Here is a 19,612-nt window from a genome sequence, read left to right on the forward strand (position 1 = left end):
GCTGATACGGCTCATGCCACTGCGTCAGCAGTTGCTCGGCGTCCTGCTCCACCTCTTGCCCCCCGTCGCGTCCCCGGCCACCGGCCCACCCCTATAAACGCCCGGTCCCATCTGCGGGTTCCCGTCGCCAACGGATACAGTCACGCCGAGGCAACCAGGGGACAGGAGAGGGCCATTACCGGCAACCGGCAGACGAGCTGGGCGTTCGCCGACGCCTTTGTCGCCGAGGACGAAGCGCTGCGCTGGGCCCGCGACCGGGCCCGCGAGGCAGGGCTGCGCTCGGTGTCGCCCAGCACGGGCGCCGCGCTGCGACTGCTCGCCGCCTCCGTGGACGCGAAGGCGGTCGCGGAGATCGGCACGGGCTGCGGGGTCTCCGGAATCCACCTGCTGCACGGGATGCGCCCGGACGGGGTGCTCACCACGGTGGACCTGGAGCCGGAGCACCAGCAGTCGGCCCGGCAGGCCTTCCGCGTCTGCGGCTTCGCCAGCAACCGGGCCCGGTTCATCCCGGGTCCCGCCCTGGACGTGCTGCCGCGGCTGGCGGACTCGGGCTACGACCTCGTCTTCTGCGACGCCGACCGGCTGGAGTACCCGGACTACCTCGCTGAATCGTTGCGCCTGCTGCGACCGGGCGGTCTGGCGGTCTTCGAGGGCGTCTTCGCGAACGGCCGTACGGTCGACTCGGGGCCGCAGCCGACCGAGGTGCTGCGGCTGCGCGAGCTGTTGCGCACGGTCCGGGAGAGCCAGGACCTGGTGTCCTCGCTGCTGCCCGTGGGCGACGGCCTGCTGTGCGCCGTCAAACGGTGAAACCCGCAGGTGGGGGTGGGGGTACGCGGCTGCCCCGGCACCGCGTACGATGCCGGGGCAGCCGGAAGGACTACTGATCGCTGGGGCGTCAGACGACGACCTTCTTGAGGGCGTCGCCGAGCGCCTCGGCCTCGTCAGGGGTCAGCTCGACGACGAGTCGACCGCCGCCTTCGAGCGGAACGCGCATGACGATGCCCCGCCCCTCCTTGGTCACCTCGAGCGGGCCATCACCCGTCCGCGGCTTCATGGCCGCCATGCTCGTTCCCCTTCCTGAAACCAGCTCATCGTCTGCCGACGGCCCCGCAAGGGCACCCGCCATCCGAAACGGACACGCGCGACACCGGCATCGAACACATTGCTTCCCGGCCATTATCCCGCATCGCACGACCCGATGACCAACATCGGTCGGCATCGCTTGGGCAACGCGCGCGAGCAAAACCACCCAATTCGGCGATGTGGCTGCGATACTGCGCCACCGCACGGAGATCCGCCGACCGGCTCCGCTCCGGTTTTCTTTGACGCAGGTCACACGTCCGGTCCGGTTCCTGGACGGCGATCTCCGCCATGCTGTCCTCAGACACCGACGTACTGAGCGGTACGTCACCAGCCGCGACACCGGAGGGGATGCGCCATGGCCGACACCGTGCTCTACGAGGTGAGCGACGGACTCGCGACGATCACGCTGAACCGCCCCGAGGCGATGAACGCGCTGAACATCGCGACCAAGGTCGCCCTCCGCGAGGCGGCGGAATCGGCGGCCGGCGACACGGCCGTACGGGCGATTCTGCTGACCGCCGCCGGGGAGCGGGCGTTCTGCGTGGGCCAGGACCTCAAGGAGCACATCGGGCTGCTCGCCCAGGACCGGGAGACCGGGTCCGGGCAGACGATGAGCACGGTCAAGGAGCACTACAACCCGATCGTGCGGGCGCTCGCCGGGGCGCCGAAGCCGGTGGTCGCGGCGGTGAACGGCGTCGCGGCCGGGGCCGGGTTCGGTTTCGCGCTCACCGCGGACTACCGCGTCGTGGCCGACACCGCCTCCTTCAACACGTCGTTCGCCGGCGTGGCCCTGACCGCCGACTCCGGCATCTCCTGGACGCTGCCCCGGGTGATCGGCCCGAGCCGCGCCGCCGACCTGCTGCTCTTCCCGCGCAGCATCAGCGCCCAGGACGCGCTGGAGCTGGGCATCGCCAACCGGGTCGTGCCCGCCGCGGAGCTGCGCGCCGAGGCCGAGAAGGTGGCGCGGGCGCTGGCCGAGGGGCCGACGGTGGCGTACGCGGCGATCAAGGAGGCGGTGGCCTACGGGCTGACGCACTCGCTCGAGGAGACGCTGGAGAAGGAGGACGAGCTGCAGACCCGGGCCGGGCGGTCCGAGGACCACGCCATCGCCGTCCAGGCGTTCGTGAACAAGGAGAAGCCCAAGTATCTGGGGCGGTAGCTCACCCCTTACGGGGCGCTGCGGGCCACGCAGGTCTCCAGGTGGTCGTTGACCAGGCCGCACGCCTGCATCAGCGCGTACGCCGTCGTCGGGCCCACGAACCTGAGTCCCCGCTTCTTCAGGGCCTTGGAGAGGGCCGTGGACTCCGGGGTGACCGCCGGGACGTCCGTGAGCGTCTTCGGGGCCGGGCGTCTCGTCGGGTCGGGGGCGTGGGACCAGATCAGCTCGTCCAGGTCGCCCTCGGCCCAGTCGGCGAGGACGCGGGCGTTGGCGAGGGTGGCGTCGATCTTGGCGCGGTTGCGGATGATGCCCGGGTCGGCCAGCAGGCGCTCGCGGTCGGTGTCGGTGAAGGCGGCGACCTTCTCTATGCGGAAGCCGGCGAAGGCCGCGCGGAAGCCGGGGCGGCGGCGCAGGATGGTGATCCAGGACAGGCCGGACTGGAAGGCCTCCAGGCTGAGCCGTTCGAAGAGGGCGTCGTCGCCGTGGACCGGGCGGCCCCACTCCTCGTCGTGGTACGCCACGTAGTCGTCGGTGGACAGGGCCCAGGGGCAGCGCAGGGCGCCGTCCGGTCCGGCGACGGCCGCTCCGGTGGTCATCGCTGGTCCTCCGGGCCCTCGCTGGTGTCCGGCTGTGCGTGCGGCGCCCGGGGGGCGTGCGCGGCGGCGGCTCTGGCGCCGGCCAGCGCGGACTCCAGGTCGGCGATGCGGGCGTCCCGCTCCGCCAGTTCCGCGCCGAGCCGGCCGAGCGCGTCGTCCACGTCGGCCATGCGGTAGCCGCGCGGGGCGACCGGGAAGCGCAGGGTCTCCACGTCCGCGGCGTCCACCGGGCGGTCGGCGGGCAGCGGGTCCTGGAGCCGCTCGGGTGCCACCTCGGGGAGCGGGGCGCTCTCGCCGCCGCCCACCACGGCCAGGGTCACCGCGGCGACCACGACGGCCAGCGCGACGACCAGGAACAAGAACATCATCATCGCCTCAGGGTCCCCACGCTCGTACCGGACGCTGTGCCGGATGCCGAATCTGTCAGGGTCCGATCGTGCCATGCGAGTCTGACAGTTAGGGTCACAGGCGGCCGTACTGCGGAACGTACTAGGAGAGGTCACAGCGGATGCTCAGGCTGGGCAGGCGGGAATTCGGCCCGCACGAGCCGGTGATCATGGCGATCGTCAACCGGACGCCGGACTCCTTCTACGACCGGGGAGCCACCTTCCGCGACGAACCGGCCCTCGCCCGGGTGGAGCAGGCGGTGGCCGAGGGCGCCGCGATCATCGACATCGGCGGGGTCAAGGCCGGACCCGGCGAGGAGGTCACGGCCGAGGAGGAGGCGCGCCGGACGGTCGGTTTCGTCGCGGAGGTACGGCGCCGGTTCCCCGATGTGATCATCAGCGTGGACACCTGGCGGGCCGATGTCGGCGAGGCCGTGTGCGAGGCCGGCGCGGATCTGCTGAACGACGCGTGGGGCGGGGTGGACCCCGCCCTCGCGGAGGTCGCGGCGAGGTTCGGGGTGGGGCTGGTGTGCACGCACGCCGGGGGTGTGGAGCCGCGGACGCGTCCGCACCGGGTGACGTACGACGACGTCATGGCCGACATCCTCGACGTGACCGTGGGGCTGGCCGAGCGGGCGGTGGCGCTCGGTGTGCCGCGGGAGTCCGTGCTGATCGATCCCGGGCACGACTTCGGGAAGAACACCCGGCACAGCCTGGAGGCGACACGCCGGCTGGACGAGATGGTGGCCACGGGATGGCCGGTGCTGGTCTCGCTGTCCAACAAGGACTTCGTCGGCGAGACGCTGGACCGGCCGGTGAAGGAGCGGTTGATCGGTACGTTGGCGACGACCGCGGTCTCCGCGTGGCTCGGGGCGCAGGTGTACCGGGTGCACGAGGTGGCGGAGACCCGCCAGGTGCTGGAGATGGTGGCGTCCATCGCCGGTCACCGTCCCCCCGCGGTCGCCCGCCGGGGTCTGGCCTGAGTCCGGGGGCCGAGCCCCCAGGGCCGAGCCCCGGGGGCACAGCCCCGCGGGGCTCAGCGGCCGGCCTCCTTCGAGACCAGGGCCACCGCCTCCTCCACCTCGTCCGTCACGTGGAAGAGCAGCAGGTCCTTCTCCGCCGCCTTGCCCTGGGCGACCAGCGTGCCCCTCAGCCAGTCCACCAGGCCGCCCCAGTACGCGGTGCCGAACAGGACGATCGGGAAGCGGGTGACCTTCTGGGTCTGGACCAGGGTCAGGGCCTCGAACAGCTCGTCGAGGGTGCCGAGGCCGCCGGGGAGGACCACGAACCCTTGGGCGTATTTGACGAACATCATTTTCCGCACGAAGAAGTAGCGGAAGTTGAGGCCGATATCGACGTACGGGTTCAGCCCCTGTTCGAAGGGCAGTTCGATGCCGAGGCCGACCGAGATGCCGCCCGCCTCGCACGCCCCCTTGTTGGCCGCCTCCATGGCTCCCGGGCCGCCGCCGGTGATGACCGCCCAGCCGGCTTCCACCAGCCCGCGGCCGAGCCGCACCCCCGCGTCGTACTCCGGTGAGTCCACCGGTGTCCGGGCCGAGCCGAAGACGCTGATGGCGGGCGGGAGTTCGGCCAGGGTGCCGAAGCCCTCGATGAACTCCGACTGGATGCGCAGGACCCGCCAGGGGTCGGTGTGCACCCAGTCCGTGGGGGCGCGCTCGTCCAGCAGCCGCTGGTCGGTCGTGCTGGCCGTCACCTGGGCCCGCCGTCGGAGGACCGGTCCGAGCCGCTGCTCGTCCGGCGGCTGCTTCTTCCCCTCGGGGTTGCCGGTAGCCATGTGCGCTCCCTCCGCTTGCCGGTAGTTCGATCTCAGACTAGATCCACGCGGGTTACGGAGGGGGGACCTGAGCATGTCCGGCGTGCAGCGGGGCCGCCCGGCGGAGCCTTACGCGGTGAGCCAGTTCCGCAGCCGCTCCTCGCCCGCGAGGATCTTCGCGGTGTCCACGCGCTCGTCCCGCTTGTGCGCCAAGTGCGGGTTTCCGGGGCCGTAGTTGACCGCGGGGATGCCGAGCGCGGAGAAACGGGACACGTCCGTCCAGCCGTACTTGGGCCGCGGGGTGCCGCCGACCGCCTCGATGAAGGCCGCGGCGGCCGGCTGGGAGAGGCCGGGCAGCGCGCCGGGGCTGTGGTCGTCCACCACGAACTCCTCCACGCCGCAGTCCGCGAACACCTCCTGGACGTGCGCGATCGCCTCCTGCTCGGTGCGGTCGGGGGCGTAGCGGAAGTTGACCGTCACCACGCACTCGTCCGGGATGACGTTCCCGGCCACTCCCCCGCCGATCCGCACCGCGTTCAGGCCCTCGCGGTACTCCAGGCCGTCGATGACCGGCCGGCGCGCCTCGTAGGAGGCCAGGCGGGCCAGGATGGGGGCCGCCGCGTGGATGGCGTTGGAGCCCATCCAGCCGCGCGCGGAGTGGGCCCGCTCGCCCTTGGTCTTCAGCAGCACCCGCAGCGTGCCCTGGCAGCCGCCCTCCACCTCGCCGTCGGAGGGCTCCAGCAGCACCGCGAAATCGCCCGCCAGCCACTCGGGGTGGGCCTCGGCGACGTGCTTCAGACCGTTGAGGTGGGCGGCGACCTCCTCGTTGTCGTAGAAGACGAAGGTCAGGTCCCGGTTGGGGGCGGGGACCGTGGCCGCGATGCGCAGCTGCACCGCCACGCCCGACTTCATGTCGCAGGTGCCGCAGCCCCACAGCACGCCGTCCGCGTCGAGCCGCGAGGGCACGTTGTCCGCGATCGGCACGGTGTCGATGTGACCGGCCAGGATCACGCGCTCGGCGCGGCCCAGGTTCGTCCGGGCGATCACGTTGTTGCCGTAGCGGTCGACGGTCAGGTGCGGCAGGGCGCGCAGGGCGGTCTCGATGGCGTCCGCGAGAGGCTTCTCGGTGCCGCTCTCGGACGGGAAGTCCACGAGCTGCGCGGTGAGCGCGGCGGCGTCCAGCGTGAGGTCAAGCGAGGTGTCGGCCATGGCCACGACCCTAGCGCGCCGCTCACCGGGGCCGGGGGCGCACGACAGGCGCGGAACCCGCCGCGAGGGGCGGGCGGGGCTCCAGTACCTTGTACGCGTGTCAGAGCCGTCCCCCACCCGTCCCAAGCGCCGCGGTCGCCTCTTCCGTGTCTCCGCGGCCCTGTTGGTCCTGTGCGGCGTCGCCGCGTACCTCGTGGTGCAGTACGTCACCGGAGGCGGCGGAGCGCGCGGCTGCAAGGTGGTCTCGGCCTCCGGCGACGGGGCCTCGTACGAGTTCACGCCCGAGCAGGCGGTGAACGCGGCGACGATCGCCGCCGTCGGCACCGGGCGCGGGATGCCCGAGCGGGCCGTGACGATCGCGCTGGCGACCGCCCTGCAGGAGTCGGGGCTGCGGAACATCGGGCACGGCGACCGGGACTCGCTGGGCCTGTTCCAGCAGCGGCCCTCGCAGGGCTGGGGCACCGAACGGCAGATCATGGACCCGTCGTACGCGGCGGGCATCTTCTACGCGCATCTGGCCAAGGTGCCGGACTACACCGATCTGCCGCTGACGGTGGCCGCGCAGCGGGTGCAGCGCAGCGGCTACCCGGAGGCGTACGCCAAGCACGAGCGGGACGCCACGCTGCTCGCCGCGGCCCTGACCGGGCGGGCGGCGGCCACGCTGACCTGCGACGGACGCCCGGAGCGTACGGCCTCGGCGACGGGTCCGGACGCGGTACGGGACGCGCTGGTACGGGACTTCGGGCGGGACGCGCTGCAGGAGACCGGTGCGGTGGTGGGCGGGACGCCCGTGCCGTCGCCGTCCCCGTCGCCGAGCGTGACCGCGACCGCGCACGGGCGGACGGTGACGGTTCCGGTGCGGCAGGGCGGCGCGAAGACGGACGCGTCCGGGCGCGGCGAGCGGGCGCGGGGGTGGCAGCTGGCGCAGTGGGCGGTCGCGAACTCCTCGGCGCTGCACATCGAGCGGGTGTCGTACGCGGGGCGGGTGTGGACCGCGGGGACCGAGAGCGACGCGTGGCGGACGGCCGGTGCGCAGGGGGCCGGCGGGGCGGAGCAGTCCCTGGGCTCGGTCCGGATCGTGACCGGACAGTAGTACGGCCGATCACTCCGGCGGGTTGCGCGGCGCGGCGACGCCGGGCCGTCCGGGCGGGTGGGGTACTGGGTGCGGAAGCCCTTGGAATTCAAGGGCCGGAAGGATTCTGCACGCATTCAGCCGGACGTTCTTTGCCCGTTTTTATCCACACCTGATAATGCGATGCGTTATCCATTCTTTACCTGGGGCGTCCGCAACCTTCGCGGGTTTCGAGCGGTAGTCACGGCGTCCGAGCCGGACACGGTTCCCGGACACCTACACCGTTCTCTCCCGTCGAATGGAGCATCATGTCCCTCCCTCTGACCCGCCGGATCGCCCGTGCCGCGCTGCTCGTCGCAGCGGGAGCGGCTGCCGGGGTCGGTGCGGCCGGCTCCGCCGGAGCGGCCACGAATCTGCCGGCGGCCACCCCGAACCTGGGCGGTCTGACCGCCCTGGACGGCGCGCACGCCGCCAACACCGTCGACGGTGTCGCGCAGGGCGCCACCTCGCTCGCGGGCCACGCGGGCGGCAAGGCGGTCGAGCAGACGGTGCCGGCCGCGGGCAAGACCGGCGGCGGCGCCGTGAAGAAGACGGCGCCCGTGGCGCAGAAGGCCGCGGGCGACGCGGCCGGGACGGCGGGGAGCGTCCTGGGGGACGCCGCCTCCGGCGCGACGAAGGGCGGGCTGCCGACGGACTCCCTCACCAAGGGCGGCCTGCCGACGTCGTCCCTGCCCACCAAGGGCCTGCCGCTGGGCGGCTGACCCCGGCCGCGCACGCCGACGGGGCCCAGGTTTCCTTCCTGGGCCCCGTCGGCCTTTTGGTGTCTACAGCCGCGCGTTACGCGGTCAGGCGGGCTACCGCGGCTCGTACGCGGTCGTCCGTCGCCGTGAAGGCCACCCGTACGTGGTTCTCGCCGGCCTTGCCGTAGAAGTCGCCCGGGGCCACGAGGATGCCCCGGTCGGCGAGGTGGGCGACCGTGGTCCAGCAGGACTCGTCCCGGGTGGCCCAGAGGTAGAGGCTGGCCTCGCTGTGTTCGATGCGGAAGCCGCCCGCGAGGAGGGCCGAGCGGAGGGCCTCGCGGCGGGCGGCGTAGCGCTCGCGCTGTTCGTGGACGTGGGTGTCGTCGGACAGCGCGGCCACGACCGCCGCCTGGGTCGGCGCGGAGGTCATCATGCCGCCGTGCTTGCGGATCTCCAGCAGCGGGCCGAGGACGGCCGGGTCGCCGGCGACGAAGGCCGCGCGGTAGCCCGCGAGGTTGGAGCGCTTGGAGAGGGAGTGGACGGCCACGATGCCGTCGTAGGAGCCGCCGTTGACGTCCGGGTGCAGGACCGAGACCGGGTCGGCCTCCCAGCCCAGTTCCAGGTAGCACTCGTCGGAGAGGACGAGGACGCCGTGGGCGCGGGCCCAGGCGACGATGTCCGTCAGCTCCTGCTTCGACAGCACCTTGCCCGTCGGGTTGGACGGGGAGTTCAGCCAGAGGAGCTTCAGGTTCGACGGGTCCAGCTCGCGCGGGTCGTCGTAGACCTCGTAGTCCGCGCGGGCCAGGCGGGCGCCGACCTCGTAGGTGGGGTAGGCCAGGCGCGGGTAGGCGACCTTGTCACCGGGGCCGAGGCCGAGCTGGGTCGGCAGCCAGGCGACCAGTTCCTTGGAGCCGACGACCGGCAGGACGTGGTGGTGGGTGACACCGCGGGCGCCGAGGCGGCGCTCCAGCCAGCCGGTGATCGCGTCGCGCAGCGCGGGGGTGCCCCAGACGGTCGGGTAGCCCGGGGAGTCGGCCGCGTCGATCAGGGCCTTCTGGACCAGGCCGGGGACCGGGTCGACCGGGGTGCCCACGGAGAGGTCGACGATGCCGTCCGGGTGGGCCGCGGCCGTCTTCTTGTACGGGGCCAGCTTGTCCCAGGGGAAGGTGGGGAGCCGGTCGGAGACTGCGGACACGGGAATCAGGCTCACTTTCGTACGGTGCGGCAAACGCCTCGGTCCCGTGCGGCGGTGATCAGGGTGATCGGGCCGTACGGGACCGAGGCGGCGCTGTTGCGGGCGGCCGCTTGGCGCTTAGACGGTCACTCGCCCTGCGGCGGCAGCGCGGCGACGAAGGGGTGGTCGCGCTCGATCAGCCCCAGCTTGCTGGCACCGCCGGGCGAGCCCAGCTCGTCGAAGAACTCGACGTTCGCCTTGTAGTAGTCCTTCCACTCCTCCGGGACGTCGTCCTCGTAGAAGATCGCCTCGACCGGGCAGACCGGCTCACAGGCACCACAGTCGACGCATTCGTCCGGGTGGATGTACAAGGACCGCTGGCCCTCGTAGATGCAGTCGACCGGGCACTCCTCGATGCACGCCTTGTCCTTGACGTCGACACAAGGCTGCGCGATGACGTAGGTCACGCTGTCGTTCCTCCTCGATAGGGCGCTGGCGGGCCTCCTCAGGCTCCGCCGCCTGGCGCGCGGGAGCGCGGCGTCGTCGATGCCCGCCCCTAGTATCTCCGTTCCGGAGCATGATCCGAACAGGAGGGGTGAACTGACCAGTGGAAATCTCGGCGAAAGGACGCCTGGAGGTCCGAATCACCCCTGCTGACGTGGGGAAACGGGTCTCTGTACGGCGCTTGGGCGAAACCGGTTCCGGCTCGGAGAAGTTCACTGACACGGTGGGTGTTCTCACATCATGGGACGGCGGCGTGCTCATGATCACACGGCGGGACGGCGAACGGGTGCGCGTTCCGGAATCCGCGCTGGTCGCGGGCAAGGTGGTGCCCGCCGCCCCGGCGCGGCGAAGGGGGCCCTCCGCCACGTACCCGGAACTCGCGCACATCACCGCGCGCGCGTGGCCGCCGGTGGAGAGCGAGCGGCTGGGCGAGTGGGAGCTGCGGGCGGCCGGCGGGTTCACCCGGCGGGCCAACAGTGTGCTGCCGCTCGGTGATCCCGGTCTTCCGCTCGACGCGGCCCTGGCGGCCGTACGACGCTGGTACGGCGAGCGTGGCCTGCCCGCATACGTGCAGACCGCGACCGGCGCGGAGGGCACGCAGGAGCTGCTGTGCGCGGAGCTGGAGCGGCGCGGCTGGGTGCGGGAGGTGACCGCCGAGCTGTGGACCGGGGCCCTGGCGCCGGTCGCGGACCGGGCCGAGGGCGCGGGGGTGGTCCTGTCCCGGACGGCGGACGAGGCGTGGCTCGCGCGGTACCGGCGCAAGGGGATGAGCGAGGTGGCCCTGCGGGTGCTCGGGTCCGGGCCGTCGGTGTGGTTCGCCTCCGTGCCCGGTGAGGCGGAGGGCGAGCCTCCGGCGGCGATCGGGCGGTGTGTCGTCGACGGGCGGTGGGCCGGGTTCGCCGCCGTCGAGGTCGACCCCGGCCGGCGGCGGCAGGGGCTGGCCACCGCGGTGATGGCCGCCCTGGCCCGGCGCGCGCTGGACGAGGGCGCCTCGGCGGCCTGGCTCCAGGTGGAGACGGACAACGAGGGCGGCCGGGCGCTGTACCGCGCGCTCGGCTTCCTGCCGCACCACGCCTACCACCATTACCGGGCGCCCGAGGAGTCCGGGTCCGGCCGCCGGCCCGGAACGGCCCAGGAGGCCACGTCCGGCCGCCCGCCCGGGACCGCGGAGGAACCCGGGGCCGGCCGGCCGCACAGGGCAGCGGGAGAGCCCGGTGCCGGCCCGCGCCCCGGAACAGCCCAGAAACCCGGAACCGAGCCTCAACCTGGAGCAACCCAGGAGCCAACATCCGGCCACCACCCCGGACCAACCCAGGAATCCACAGTCGGCCGCCGAACCGGAGCAGCCCAGGAACCCACAGCCGACCACCACCCCGGACCAACCCAGAAACCCACAGCCGACCACCACCCCGGACCAACCCAGAAACCCACAGCCGGCCGCCGAACCGGAACAGCCCAGGAACCCGCGTCCGGTCCTCGACCCGGAACAGTCGAGGGGCCGGAGGCAACCGCCGGCGCCGGACGCCCGTAGAAACCGCCGTGGAAGGGCATGAGCCTGGCATGCATCACCCGTATCTGCCGCCCCCGTATCCGCCCCCGCCGGAGCGCTCCGCCGAGCTGCGGCAGCGGTTCGCCGAGGAGGCCCGGTCCGAGCGGCCGGACCTGTCGGCGCTGTGCCTGCTGATCGGGGCGGAGACGGACGGCTCGCTGGACGAGGCCGGCATCGACGCCGCGCAGGCGGAGCTGGACCGGCTGGCGGGCGAGCTGCCGTACCGGCCGGGCGGGCCGGGCGCATGGGCGCAGGCCGTGAGCCGGCTGCTCGGCACCCGCTACGGGTTCCACGGCACGCCGGGCGACTACCAGCGCCTGGAGTCCTCCCTGCTGCACGAGGTGCTGCGGCGGCGGCGCGGGCTGCCGATCATGCTGTCGGTGGTGTGGCTGGAGGTCGCGCGCCGGGCGGGGGCTCCGGTGTACGGGGTGGCGCTGCCCGGGCACTTCGTGGTCGGGTTCGGGACGGCGGCGGAACAGGTACTGGCCGACCCCTTCGACGGCGGCCGGGTGCTGACCGGGACGGACGCCGAGTTGCTGGTGGTGGGTGCCACGGGTGCGCCGCTGCACCCCTCGATGCTCGAGCCGGCACCCCCGCTGGAGGTCGTCCAGCGCATCCTGAACAACATCCGGGCCTGGGCGGCGGCACGGCCCGAGCGGTCGGACATCGCGCTGCGGGCCGTGGAGTTGTCGCTGCTCGTCCCCTCCCATCCGGCCCGGCTGCGCTACGAACGCGGGCAACTGCTCGTGCAGCGCGGGGAGTTCGTGGCGGGCGCCGAGGAACTGGAGTACTACGCCGACCTGATCGAGGTGGTGGACGAGTCGGCGGCGCGGAAGGTACGGCAGGAGGCGGGGACGGCTCGGGCCAAGCTCAACTGAGCCTGCCGGTCAGAGCCATCCCTTGTCCCGGGCGATCCGTACCGCCTCCGCCCGGTTGCGTGCCGCCAGTTTCTGGATCGCCGTGGACAGGTAGTTGCGGACCGTGCCCTGGGAGAGGTGGAGGGTGCGGGCCAGTTCGGCGTTGGTGGAGCCGTCGGCCGCCGCGCGGAGCACCTCGCGTTCGCGCTCGGTGAGCGGGTTCGCGCCCTCGGCGAGCGCGGCGGCGGCCAGCGTGGGGTCGATGACCCGCTCGCCGGTCAGCACCTTGCGGATCGCCTCGGCGAGCTGGGCGGCCGGTGCGTCCTTGACGAGGAAGGCGTCGGCGCCCGCCTCCATGGCGCTGCGCAGATAGCCGGGCCGGCCGAAGGTGGTGAGGACGACCAGCTTGACCTGCGGATACTCCCGGTGCACCCGGGCGCAGGCCTCGATGCCGGTGCAGCCGGGCATCTCGATGTCGAGCAGCGCGACGTCCACGCCGTGCGCGCCGACGGCCGCGAGCACCTCGTCGCCGCGCGCGACCTGGGCGACGACCTCGATGTCGTCCTCCAGGCCGAGCAGCGCGGCCAGCGCCTCGCGGACCATCGACTGGTCCTCGGCGAGAAGGACCTTGATCGTGCTCGTCATGCCCCGGATCCTACGTCGGCCGCGGGGGCCGCGGGCACGCGGGCGAGCAGCCGGAACCCGTGCCGGGACCGGCCCGCCTCCAGGGTGCCGCCGGCCTTCTCCAGCCGCTCGGTCAGACCGGTCAGACCGTTGCCGGGGCCGGTACCGGAACCGCCGGATCCGTTGTCCTCGACGGAGAGTTCGAGCACCGGCCCGTCCAGGGTCTGGCGGCGCAGCAGCCGGATGACGCAGCGGTCGGCGCCGCTGTGCCGGACCACGTTGGTGATCGCCTCGCGCAGCGCCCAGGCGAGCGCGGACTCGGCGTCCTCCTCGACGCCGTCGAGGTCGGGTTCGGCGGGTGTCTCGGCGACGACGCCGGCGGCGGTCAGGGCGACCTGGGCGCCGGCGAGTTCGGCGGCGAGCCGGGGCCGCCGGTAGCCGGTGACGGCCTCCCGGACGTCGACCAGGGCCTGCCGGCTGACCTGTTCGATGTCGGCGACCTGCTGGGCCGCCTTGTCGGGGTGGTCGGGCAGCATCCGGCCGGCCAGCTCGCTCTTCAGCGTGATCAGCGACAGCGAGTGGCCGAGCAGGTCGTGCAGGTCGCGGGCGAGCCGGAGCCGCTCCTCGTTGGCGGCGAGCTGGGCGACGGTGGCCCGTGCCTTGCGCAACGCGATGGTCGTACGGACGAGTTGGCCGATCCCCGTCATCGCGAACCCGATGAGGAGGACCAGCAGGACCAGACCGCGCGCCTCCTTCTCGTCGGAGTGCATGCCGATCAGGTACATCACCACGGCGGAGGCCGGGATGGCCCAGTACGCCGCCCGCAGCGGCAGGGTGGCTCCCCACGCGACCGACAGGTAGACGAACAGGCCCAGCCAGGCGCTGCCGAGGGTGTACGCCAGGACGGGGGCGAGCACACCGAGGATCCCGCCCAGGGTGAGCACCACGCGCGGGGCGAACGGCCGGCCTATGTTGCGGAAGACCAGCGTCAGATAGACCCCCACGAAGACGGTGAGGCCGGCCGCCCCGGCCGCGGTGGCGCCGGTGGAGTGCCCGCCGCTCACCAGGTCCTCGACCGGTGAGCTGAGGAAGACCAGCCAGACCCCGATCCACAGCGTCTTGACCAGCAGCTCGCGCCGGTTGCGGGGCGGCCAGCCCACGGGCGCGTGGTTCGGCGTCCCGGTGTGCGGGTCTTCCCTCATCGTGCTCACGCTTTCAGCGTGTCCTTCCGGTACAGCCAGGCCGCGCCGCCCGCGAAAAGGACGAAGGAGACGGCGAGGACGGCGATGTCCTGGGCGTGCGGGGCCTGGCTCTGTTCGATCGCGCGTCCCAGGGCAGCGTACGCGTGGGTGGGCAGCCACTGGGCGATGTCCTGGAGCCACTGCGGGAAGCTCGTGGACGGCATCCACAGGCCGCCGAGGAGCGACAGACCGAAGTAGACGATCATCGTGATCGGGCGGACCGCGTCCCCGGAGGCGAGGTAGCCGATGGCGACGCCGAGCGCGGCGAAGACGAGGCTGCCGGCCCAGATGACCCCGGTGAGGGCGAGCCACTGCCAGGCGTCCAGGCGTACGTGCTTGATCCCGGCGGCGACGGCGAACACCACGACGATGGCCGGCAGGCTCACCACGGCGGCGCTCGCGGTCTTGGCGAGGACGTAGCCGCGTCCGGGCAGCGGGGTCAGCCGCAGCTGCCGTACCCAGCCGCTCTCGCGTTCCTTGGCGATGCGCTCGCTGTTGCCCATCAGGACGGCGGTCAGGGCACCGAAGGAGGCCATGGAGACCATCAGGTAGGTGGCCACGGTCAGGTCGCTGCCGTCGACCCTCCCGGCCGAGCCGGCGCCGCTGGAGAAGATCAGGTAGATGATCGAGGGGTAGAGCACCGAGAAGAACAAGAACTTCTTGTTCCTCAGGGCGCGGGCCAGTTCCAGCTTGATGAGGGCGTTCATGACTGCCGGGCCTCCTCGGCCTCCGTGATGGCGACGAAGGCCTGCTCCAGACCGAGCCCGGCGACTTCGAGATTGCGGGGGTACAGGCCGAGGCCGTACAGGGCGTGCACGGTGGCGTCGGCGTCGGCGGACTGGATGCGGACGGTCTGGCCGGACACGTCGATGGAGGTGAGGAAGGGCAGTCCGCGCAGGGCGTCCTGGTCGATCTCGCCCTCCAGGTCGAAGGAGATCCGCCGGGCGCCCGCCTTCGCCTTGATCTCGGCGGCCGTGCCGTCGGCGAGGAGCCGGCCGCGGTGCAGCACCAGGACCCGGTCGGCGATGGCGTCGGCCTCTTCCAGGTAGTGGGTGGCGAACAGGACCGTACGGCCCCGGTCGGCCTGTTCCCGCATGGTGGCCCAGAAGGCCTGGCGGGCGGAGACGTCCATGCCGGTGGTCGGCTCGTCCAGGATGATCAGGTCGCTGTCGCCGGCGGTGGCGAGGGCGAACCGCACCCGCTGGGCCTGGCCGCCGGAGAGCTTGTCCACCTTGCGGTCGGCGATCTGGGCGATGCCCGCGCGGGCCAGCACCTCGGACACCGGGTACGGCCGCGGGTGCAGCGAGCAGGCCAGCTTGACCAGTTCGGCGACGGTGACCCCGTCCATCAGCCCGCCGCTCTGCAGCATGGCACCGACCCGCCCGGCGACGATCGCCTCGCGCGGGCCGGTGCCGAACAGGCTCACCGAGCCGCTGTCGGCGTGCTTGAGCCCGAGGAGCAGGTCCAGGGTGGTGGACTTGCCGGCCCCGTTCGGGCCGAGGAGGGCGACGGTCTCGCCCGGGTACAGCCGGAGCGAGAGGCCGTCGACGGCCCGCACGCTCCCGTACGTCTTGGTCACCTGGTCGAACCCGACCACCGGGGTGGTGGTGGCCGGTGCCGCTGTCGTCGTCATGCGTCCATGCTGGCCGGGAGGGCCGTGGACCCGGCAGTGCCGGCGGTCCTGACTCCCGGATGACAGATGTCACGCGGATCCGGTGACGGATACGCCGAGGGGGCGCCCCCCGTGGGAGGGCGCCCCCTGGAACAGCCGGCTAACTGGGGTTGGTGTCGATGACCCCGACCCGCTCGGCCGCCGTCTTGCCGCGCAGCGCCTTCCGCAGGGCGGCGACCACGTCCTGCGGCAGCACACCGCGCTTCCCGGTCGCGGTCTGGACCTGCACGCCGTCGAAGGTGCTGCCGTAGGCCTCCTTGAGCGCCTTCAGGTCGTACGTGTCCACGAGCTTGCCGTCGACCGCCTTGAAACTGATGATCTTCGGCAGGGACACCGGGCCGAACGGGATGCTGTGTGCCGCGTCGGTCTGCACCCGGACGAGGCCGGACATCGCGGGCTTCGCGAAGTCGTTCATCATCCGGTCGACCTCGGCGTTCGACACCGTCGGCTGCTTGGTGGTGGTCGGCACGGTGACCGGGGTCGCGGTGTCCGTCTCCACCAGCGTGCGGTAGGCCTGCTCGACCGCGTCGGTCGCGCGGCCGGCGTCGATGGCCTTGCCCGCCTTGCCGTAGACGGCCACGGCCTTGCCGGACCGGAACGTGATGGTGCCGTCGGTGACCGAGCCGGAGCCGCCGCCGGCCTGCTGGAGGGCGGCCTGCAGCTTCTCCTCGTCGACCGGCATGACCGGCTCGACCACGCGCTTCTGCCCGAAGAGCGAGCCGACGACGTGGACCGGGTTGTAGTCGCTCTTCGCGGCCTCGCTCACCGTGGCCTGGTAGTCGAACTGGAGGCCCGCGTTCCCCGGCGCGAGGCTGACCGTCCTGCCGCCCACGGACAGCTTCAGCGGCTTGTCCACCCGGCTGCCGAAGGCGTCGTCCAGCTTCTTGACGGCGTCGTCACGGGTGCCGCCGCCGATGTCGACGCCGAGCACGGTGGTGCCCTTGGGCACGTCGGTGTGGTTCATCAGCAGCCCGGCGCCGTAGGCACCGCCCGCGACGACGACCACGCCGACGGCGAGCAGCATCAGCTTGCTGCGGCCCTTCTTCTTCGGCTTGGCCGCCGCCTTGGGCGCGGCGGCCTGCTCCGGCTTGGGCGCGGCGGGTGCCGCCGGGCCGCCGGGGTGGGTGCCGAAGGGGGGCTTGTCCGCGTTCGGGACGACCGGGATACCGCTGGTGACGGTGTGCCCGGAGACGTTGTCGGCGGCCGGGGAACGGTAGCCGGGCGCGCCGGGCTCCGGGGCCGGCTTCTGCGGGGTGAGGATCGCGGTGTCGTCGCTGAGGCCGCCACCGGGACCGCGGCCCGCGGGACCGGCGCCGGGACCGCCGGCCGGGCCGTCGAGGTCGGCGATGTCGGAGAGGGCGCTGCGGGCCGGCGGGGTGCTCCGGCCGGGGAAGCCGGCGCCCGCGGGGCCGTCGAAGGGCTCGCCCGGCCCCGTGCCGAGGCCGCCGCCGGCGGCCGGCGGGACGAGGGTGCCGTCGCCGGTGACCGGGCCGCCGGTGGGACCGGCCGGGCCCTGCGGGCCGCCGGGGCCGCCGAGGCCGCCGGGCCCGTTGAAGCCGCTGGCGCCGCCGGGGCCGCCGTGCCCGTGGGCACCGCCCGCGGCACCGGCGAAGCCGTCGCGCCCGTGCGCACCGCCCGCGCCGCCCCCGAAGCCGTCCTGACCGCCGAAGCCGTCCTGGCCGCCGGTGCCCGGCGTGCCGGTGCCGAAGCCGTCCTGGCCGGCGCCGTCCGGGTGGCCTTCCGCGAAGTACGGCAGGTCGTCCCGGCGGGGCTCGCCGGAGCCCGCGGAGCCGGGGCGGGAGCCGCCGCCCAGCGGGCCCGCGGTCAGCGCCTCGGTCACGTCGAAGGAGCCGGTGCCGCCGCCGTGTCCCGGGGCGACGGGGCCGCCGGTGGCGCCGGGCAGGCCCTTGCCGTTCGAACCGCCGGAGCGGGAGCCGCCCGGCACGCTCATGGAGCCGACCACACCGCCGGGACGGCCGCCGCCGGGTCGCGCGCCGGTGGTACCGGCGGCGCCGGACGCTTTCGGACCACCCGTACGGCCGCCCGACACGCCGGAAGACGCGGCGGGCGCGGAAGGCGCGGCGGAACCGCCGGGGATCCCGGCACCGTTCGTGCCGCCGCCGCCCGGACCGCCCTTGGGGGCCGAGGACTTGCGGGGCGCGAACCAGTCGCTGGTCTTCTCCTCCGCCTGGGCGCCGGACTCGGCCGGGGCCTCGGCGGCGGCAGCGGCGGGTGTCCGGTCGGCGGCGGGCCGCGGCTCGGCGGCGGGCGCCTCGTCCCCGGAGCCCTCGCCGTCCCCGACCGGCTTGCGCACGACGACCGGCGGGATGGGCCGGGACCCGGGGATGTTGATCCGGATCCGGGTCGTCAGCGTGGTCTCGGTCTTCTTCTCCTCCGGGCGCGTGCCCGAACGGCCCGCGTTCGTACCGTCGTCGGAAGCCAAAGGGGTCCCGTACGGCGGCGTGCCGGAGGGATATGCGGCTCCGCCGCGCCCGTTGGGCCCGGAGGACGGAGTGTCAGTTTCACGACTCAAGGCAGGTTCTCCCAGTTGGCTCCACCGCCCGTACGACCACTGCGGGCGGCTCGGCGGCGCGCACCACCATACTGGCCACTTATGGCGCTTATCCCATGACCGCTGAGGAAACCCACACCGGACTCGCACGTGCGCCGCACGGCGAAGTGGTACGTCACTTGCCAAGTCGGGCGGAGTCGCCGCGAGGTTGCCGCCCGGCGCCAACGGTGGCACAGATCACAGCGAGGGCCATGCCGCCGAGCAGGAAGAGATAGGAGCCGCCGCCCGCGCCGAACAGGAAGTCGCCCTCCGGGCGCGTGGTGGTCAGCAGGATGACGGCGACGATCCAGCCCGCCGCCGGCGCGACCGCCCCGCCCCGGCCCCCGGTGGCGTATCCCCCGCCGAGGAACAGCCCGGCGGCGCCCGCGAGGGCGAGCAGCAGCCCGCCGGGGAACCAGGCGGCCTGCACCAGGGCCCCGGCGAGACCCGTGACCGCGCCGAGCAGGAACAGGCCGAGGTGGGCGAGGGCCCGTCCGGCGGAGGGCGGGCGCAGCGGCTGGGCGAGCAGGGAACCGTTTCCGCCGTTGCTCACGACGCCTCCCCGAGGCCGAGGCCGGCGAACAGGTCGGTCTCCCCGCGCTGTCCCGGGCCGCGCACCAACTCGTAGTACTCGGTGGTGAACAGCGGCTGGGCGAGTGCGTTGGAGAGCGCGAAGTACGGCTCGGCCACCTCGATCTGGGTGGCGTGGGCGCGCATCGCGGCGGCCTTGGCGGCGGCGTGGGCGGTGCCGTCGACCGCGGTGGTGATCCGCTCGTCGGCCACGACGCCGGGTACGTCCTCCAGGCCGGCACTCTTGTCGAACGGCAGTGCGGACAGCTCGTCCTGGAGGCGGGCGAAGGCGGCCTCGGCGACGGAGCGCGGGACGCGGTTCCAGTACACCTTGGCGATCCGGTGGCCGCGGTCGGCCGCGAGGTCGACCGCGCGCATGGCGACGCGGTGGGCCTGGATGTGGTCCGGGTGGCCGTAGCCGCCGTTGTCGTCGTACGTCACGACGACCTGCGGGCGGACCTCAAGGATCACCTCGGCGAGCAGGCCGGCGGCCTCGTCCACGTCGGCCTGCCAGAAGCAGCCGGGGTCGTCGTTGTCGGCCAGGCCCATCATCCCGGAGTCGCCGTACCGCCCGGCGCCGCCGAGCAGCCGGACGTCGGTGACCCCGAGCGCGGCGGCGGCCGCGGCCAGCTCACCACGCCGGTGCGCGCCCAGCGCGGGGCCCGTCAGATGCCGCAGCTCCGGCGGGATGACCTCGCCCCGCTCCCCCAGGGTGCAGGTGACCAGCGTCACATGGGCACCCTCGGCCGCGTACCTGGCCATGGTCGCACCGTTGTTGATCGACTCGTCGTCCGGATGCGCGTGCACCAGGAGAAGCCGCCGGGAGGACAGTTCCGTCATGGGGACCAGCC

The 19,612-nt window shown here is 73.2% G+C and carries 20 protein-coding genes and 1 pseudogene; 7 read left to right on the forward strand and 14 right to left on the reverse strand.

Translation table 11 applies throughout. The features are described from left to right. Positions 1-111 precede the first annotated feature (111 nt). A complete protein-coding gene (locus tag ACZ4U1_RS28050) occupies positions 112-807 on the forward strand; it encodes an O-methyltransferase (protein WP_467907043.1) in 696 nt (231 codons plus the stop codon). Positions 808-895: 88 nt separating this feature from the next. On the opposite strand, the gene ACZ4U1_RS28055 is transcribed toward ACZ4U1_RS28050, so the two are convergent. Next, the gene (locus ACZ4U1_RS28055; protein WP_018544333.1) at positions 896-1,063 is read right to left on the reverse strand and encodes a DUF3117 domain-containing protein; all 168 of its coding nucleotides are present in this window, start codon (positions 1,061-1,063) and stop codon (positions 896-898) included. 375 nt (positions 1,064-1,438) lie between these two features. Between ACZ4U1_RS28055 and chcB the strand changes: the two genes are divergently transcribed. Continuing rightward, a complete protein-coding gene (gene chcB, locus ACZ4U1_RS28060; protein WP_467906928.1) occupies positions 1,439-2,242 on the forward strand; it encodes a 2-cyclohexenylcarbonyl CoA isomerase in 804 nt (267 codons plus the stop codon). An 8-nt stretch (positions 2,243-2,250) separates the two neighbouring features. On the opposite strand, the gene ACZ4U1_RS28065 is transcribed toward chcB, so the two are convergent. Both ACZ4U1_RS28065 and ACZ4U1_RS28070 read right to left on the reverse strand, forming a co-directional pair. Further along, positions 2,251-2,838, reverse strand: coding sequence for a DNA-3-methyladenine glycosylase I (locus ACZ4U1_RS28065; protein WP_467906929.1), 588 nt, complete (start codon positions 2,836-2,838; stop codon positions 2,251-2,253). After that, on the reverse strand, positions 2,835-3,209 hold the full coding sequence (locus ACZ4U1_RS28070; RefSeq protein WP_467906930.1) for a DivIVA domain-containing protein: 375 nt from the start codon (positions 3,207-3,209) through the stop codon (positions 2,835-2,837). Before ACZ4U1_RS28070 ends, ACZ4U1_RS28065 begins: the two co-directional genes overlap by 4 nt. A 137-nt stretch (positions 3,210-3,346) precedes the next feature. Between ACZ4U1_RS28070 and folP the strand changes: the two genes are divergently transcribed. After that, positions 3,347-4,207, forward strand: a complete 861-nt coding sequence (gene folP, locus ACZ4U1_RS28075; RefSeq protein WP_467906931.1) for a dihydropteroate synthase — start codon at positions 3,347-3,349, stop codon at positions 4,205-4,207. Positions 4,208-4,260: 53 nt separating this feature from the next. Here folP and ACZ4U1_RS28080 read toward each other — a convergent pair whose 3' ends face one another. Together ACZ4U1_RS28080 and dapE are read right to left on the reverse strand one after the other, a co-directional pair. Next, complete coding sequence (locus tag ACZ4U1_RS28080; protein WP_467906932.1) at positions 4,261-5,019, reverse strand: LOG family protein; 759 nt, start codon at positions 5,017-5,019, stop codon at positions 4,261-4,263. A gap of 108 nt (positions 5,020-5,127) precedes the next feature. Continuing rightward, positions 5,128-6,207, reverse strand: coding sequence for a succinyl-diaminopimelate desuccinylase (gene dapE / locus ACZ4U1_RS28085; protein ID WP_467906933.1), 1,080 nt, complete (start codon positions 6,205-6,207; stop codon positions 5,128-5,130). A gap of 97 nt (positions 6,208-6,304) precedes the next feature. On the opposite strand from dapE, the gene ACZ4U1_RS28090 reads away from it, so the two are divergent. After that, positions 6,305-7,300, forward strand: a complete 996-nt coding sequence (locus tag ACZ4U1_RS28090) for a VldE C-terminal domain-containing protein (protein ID WP_467906934.1) — start codon at positions 6,305-6,307, stop codon at positions 7,298-7,300. A gap of 287 nt (positions 7,301-7,587) precedes the next feature. Then, complete coding sequence (locus ACZ4U1_RS28095; RefSeq protein ID WP_467906935.1) at positions 7,588-8,040, forward strand: ATP-binding protein; 453 nt, start codon at positions 7,588-7,590, stop codon at positions 8,038-8,040. Between the two features lie 76 nt (positions 8,041-8,116). On the opposite strand, the gene ACZ4U1_RS28100 is transcribed toward ACZ4U1_RS28095, so the two are convergent. Both ACZ4U1_RS28100 and fdxA read right to left on the reverse strand, forming a co-directional pair. Then, on the reverse strand, positions 8,117-9,214 hold the full coding sequence (locus ACZ4U1_RS28100; RefSeq protein WP_467906936.1) for a bifunctional succinyldiaminopimelate transaminase/glutamate-prephenate aminotransferase: 1,098 nt from the start codon (positions 9,212-9,214) through the stop codon (positions 8,117-8,119). A 125-nt stretch (positions 9,215-9,339) separates the two neighbouring features. Next, positions 9,340-9,660, reverse strand: coding sequence for a ferredoxin (gene fdxA, locus ACZ4U1_RS28105; protein ID WP_014674796.1), 321 nt, complete (start codon positions 9,658-9,660; stop codon positions 9,340-9,342). A 140-nt stretch (positions 9,661-9,800) separates the two neighbouring features. Here fdxA and ACZ4U1_RS28110 point away from each other — a divergent pair. Both ACZ4U1_RS28110 and ACZ4U1_RS28115 read left to right on the forward strand, forming a co-directional pair. Next, positions 9,801-10,814: pseudogene (locus ACZ4U1_RS28110) on the forward strand (GNAT family N-acetyltransferase); the annotation flags it as partial. Between the two features lie 443 nt (positions 10,815-11,257). Then, positions 11,258-12,124, forward strand: coding sequence for a SirB1 family protein (locus ACZ4U1_RS28115; protein ID WP_467906937.1), 867 nt, complete (start codon positions 11,258-11,260; stop codon positions 12,122-12,124). Positions 12,125-12,133: 9 nt separating this feature from the next. Here ACZ4U1_RS28115 and ACZ4U1_RS28120 read toward each other — a convergent pair whose 3' ends face one another. From ACZ4U1_RS28120 to mshB, 7 genes are all read right to left on the reverse strand, one after another. Beyond that, a complete protein-coding gene (locus tag ACZ4U1_RS28120) occupies positions 12,134-12,748 on the reverse strand; it encodes a response regulator (protein WP_467906938.1) in 615 nt (204 codons plus the stop codon). After that, positions 12,745-13,929 (reverse strand): sensor histidine kinase, encoded by a 1,185-nt coding sequence (locus tag ACZ4U1_RS28125; protein WP_467907044.1) that lies wholly within the window; start codon positions 13,927-13,929, stop codon positions 12,745-12,747. The genes ACZ4U1_RS28120 and ACZ4U1_RS28125 overlap by 4 nt, the downstream gene beginning before the upstream one ends. A gap of 5 nt (positions 13,930-13,934) precedes the next feature. Beyond that, positions 13,935-14,675 carry an ABC transporter permease gene (locus tag ACZ4U1_RS28130; RefSeq protein ID WP_467906939.1) on the reverse strand — a complete coding sequence of 247 codons (741 nt, stop codon included), beginning with the start codon at positions 14,673-14,675 and terminating at the stop codon, positions 13,935-13,937. Then, a complete protein-coding gene (locus ACZ4U1_RS28135; protein ID WP_467906940.1) occupies positions 14,672-15,601 on the reverse strand; it encodes an ABC transporter ATP-binding protein in 930 nt (309 codons plus the stop codon). The genes ACZ4U1_RS28130 and ACZ4U1_RS28135 overlap by 4 nt, the downstream gene beginning before the upstream one ends. Positions 15,602-15,740: 139 nt before the next feature. Beyond that, positions 15,741-18,173: a hypothetical protein gene (locus ACZ4U1_RS28140; RefSeq protein ID WP_467906941.1), complete on the reverse strand. Its 2,433-nt coding sequence runs from the start codon at positions 18,171-18,173 to the stop codon at positions 15,741-15,743. 154 nt (positions 18,174-18,327) lie between these two features. After that, complete coding sequence (locus ACZ4U1_RS28145; protein ID WP_467906942.1) at positions 18,328-18,744, reverse strand: DUF6113 family protein; 417 nt, start codon at positions 18,742-18,744, stop codon at positions 18,328-18,330. Then, positions 18,741-19,601 (reverse strand): N-acetyl-1-D-myo-inositol-2-amino-2-deoxy-alpha-D-glucopyranoside deacetylase, encoded by an 861-nt coding sequence (gene mshB, locus ACZ4U1_RS28150; RefSeq protein ID WP_467906943.1) that lies wholly within the window; start codon positions 19,599-19,601, stop codon positions 18,741-18,743. The genes ACZ4U1_RS28145 and mshB overlap by 4 nt, the downstream gene beginning before the upstream one ends. Positions 19,602-19,612 lie beyond the last annotated feature (11 nt).

It is taken from the genome of Streptomyces sp. NPDC028928 (assembly GCF_055564915.1).

Excerpts from the sequence above, each read along its gene's own strand:
- ACZ4U1_RS28135 (WP_467906940.1), bottom strand. The coding sequence starts at position 15,601 with ATGACGACGACAGCGGCACCGGCCACCACCACCCCGGTGGTCGGGTTC.
- ACZ4U1_RS28130 (WP_467906939.1), bottom strand. The coding sequence starts at position 14,675 with ATGAACGCCCTCATCAAGCTGGAACTGGCCCGCGCCCTGAGGAACAAG.
- ACZ4U1_RS28095 (WP_467906935.1), top strand. The coding sequence starts at position 7,588 with ATGTCCCTCCCTCTGACCCGCCGGATCGCCCGTGCCGCGCTGCTCGTC.
- folP (WP_467906931.1), top strand. The coding sequence starts at position 3,347 with ATGCTCAGGCTGGGCAGGCGGGAATTCGGCCCGCACGAGCCGGTGATC.
- ACZ4U1_RS28120 (WP_467906938.1), bottom strand. The coding sequence starts at position 12,748 with ATGACGAGCACGATCAAGGTCCTTCTCGCCGAGGACCAGTCGATGGTC.
- ACZ4U1_RS28115 (WP_467906937.1), top strand. The coding sequence starts at position 11,258 with ATGCATCACCCGTATCTGCCGCCCCCGTATCCGCCCCCGCCGGAGCGC.
- ACZ4U1_RS28065 (WP_467906929.1), bottom strand. The coding sequence starts at position 2,838 with ATGACCACCGGAGCGGCCGTCGCCGGACCGGACGGCGCCCTGCGCTGC.
- ACZ4U1_RS28080 (WP_467906932.1), bottom strand. The coding sequence starts at position 5,019 with ATGGCTACCGGCAACCCCGAGGGGAAGAAGCAGCCGCCGGACGAGCAG.
- ACZ4U1_RS28125 (WP_467907044.1), bottom strand. The coding sequence starts at position 13,929 with ATGAGGGAAGACCCGCACACCGGGACGCCGAACCACGCGCCCGTGGGC.
- ACZ4U1_RS28070 (WP_467906930.1), bottom strand. The coding sequence starts at position 3,209 with ATGATGATGTTCTTGTTCCTGGTCGTCGCGCTGGCCGTCGTGGTCGCC.
- dapE (WP_467906933.1), bottom strand. The coding sequence starts at position 6,207 with ATGGCCGACACCTCGCTTGACCTCACGCTGGACGCCGCCGCGCTCACC.
- mshB (WP_467906943.1), bottom strand. The coding sequence starts at position 19,601 with ATGACGGAACTGTCCTCCCGGCGGCTTCTCCTGGTGCACGCGCATCCG.
- ACZ4U1_RS28055 (WP_018544333.1), bottom strand. The coding sequence starts at position 1,063 with ATGGCGGCCATGAAGCCGCGGACGGGTGATGGCCCGCTCGAGGTGACC.
- chcB (WP_467906928.1), top strand. The coding sequence starts at position 1,439 with ATGGCCGACACCGTGCTCTACGAGGTGAGCGACGGACTCGCGACGATC.